Annotated in this window: 1 protein-coding gene; it reads right to left on the reverse strand. The window is 49.2% G+C overall.

Features of this window, described 5'->3' with window-relative positions:
• Positions 1–59: 59 nt before the first annotated feature.
• A protein-coding gene (locus tag BMZ51_RS23700) for an IS3 family transposase (RefSeq protein WP_139201491.1) occupies positions 60–1,147 on the reverse strand; the annotation gives its coding sequence in 2 pieces (ribosomal slippage) (positions 60–910 and positions 910–1,147; 1,089 coding nt annotated over the 2 pieces). This gene is flagged as partial in the annotation.

Raw genomic sequence — 1,147 nt, forward strand, 5'->3', positions numbered from 1 at the left:
TGACCTGAGACCCAAGTTTCCTCCAGTTTTTGTGAGGATCCATTGTTTGTATTCAAGCCTTATGCGGCTATCATTTCCAGCCCTATCTGCCCGGCAAACTCGGCTGGGGTTAGGTTGTCCAAAGACGAATGCGGTCTTTGAGTGTTGTAGTCGTGTTTCCAAGCTTCAATCTTGGTTCTGGCTTCGCTCAGTGACGAGAACAGTGTTTCATTCAAACACTCATCCCGTAAGCTGCCGTTAAAACTTTCGACAAAAGCATTTTGCATAGGCTTGCCTGGTGCAATGTAATGCCAGTTGATGTTTGTATCCTGACAGAATTTCAACACTGCAGAACTGGTCATTTCTGTGCCGTTGTCCGAGACTATTGTCGTTGGCATCCCCCGTTTTGCGATAATGGCTTCGACTTCGCGCACAAGACGCGCTCCGGACATAGAGGTGTCGGGAACAAGAGCCAGACATTCACGACTATAATCATCGACGACAGCCAGTACTCTAAAGCGCCTGCCATCGGTGAACGCATCACTGACAAAGTCTAGGCTCCAACGCTCGTTGGTTCTTAACGGCACAACAATGGGCCTGCGAGTTCCAAGCGCACGTTTACGACCACTACGTTTGCGCACTTGCAGCCCTTCCTCTCGATACAAACGACGTAGTTTCTTCAGGTTCATAACCACTCTCTGACGTTTCAAAAGGATATGGATCCTGCGATATCCGAAACGGCGGCGTTCACTGGCCAACTGTCTGATAGCTTCACGCAAAGGCTTGTCGTCAGGACGAACGCTTTTGTAACGCATACTGGAGCGATCAACCTGAAGCACAGAACAGGCCCGCCGCTCGCTCACACCAAAGCTCTGACATAAAAAGGCAACCGCTTGGCGTGAAGCAGCGGGCCCTACCACTTTTTTGAATTCACATCACGCAGCATAGCGTTATCCAGCATAGCTTCGGCAAGTAACTTCTTGAGCTTGGAATTTTCATCTTCCAAAGCCTTCAGCTTGCGCGCATCTGAAACATCCATGCCGCCATACTTGGCCTTATACTTGTAAAACGATGCTGTGCTGATTCCATGTCTGCGACAAACTTCTGCTGTTGGAACACCACTTTCCTGTTCCTTGATCATGCTGATGATCTGCTCTTCCGTAAAACG

Source organism: Pseudovibrio axinellae, assembly GCF_900110875.1.
Lineage (GTDB): Bacteria > Pseudomonadota > Alphaproteobacteria > Rhizobiales > Stappiaceae > Pseudovibrio > Pseudovibrio axinellae.